This window comes from Parvimonas sp. D9, assembly GCF_035282565.1.
Classification (GTDB): Bacteria; Bacillota; Clostridia; order Tissierellales; family Peptoniphilaceae; genus Parvimonas; species Parvimonas micra.
The window spans coordinates 1-228 of the sequence record NZ_JAYKBM010000300.1 but is presented as its reverse complement, the minus strand read 5'-3'; the positions used below and the strand labels follow the sequence as shown (position 1 = coordinate 228).

1 pseudogene is annotated in these 228 nt (G+C 37.7%); it reads right to left on the bottom strand.

Annotated elements, in window-relative coordinates:
- Positions 1-228: pseudogene (locus VJI94_RS08945) on the bottom strand (Holliday junction branch migration DNA helicase RuvB); the annotation flags it as partial.

Here is a 228-nt window from a genome sequence, read left to right as displayed (position 1 = left end):
CACCTTTAAACTTATCAATGATGGCTGACAGGATACGATTATCCATTTCATCCAATCCATGTTCATCCACATTCAATGCCTTTAATGCATGTTGTGTGATGCCTAAATCAATTTTACTATCATTTAATACTTGTGCAAAATCTCGTACGCGACGTAATAAACCATTAGCGATACGAGGTGTACCCCTACTTCTTCTTGCAATTTCAAAAGCTGCATCCGGAAGAATAC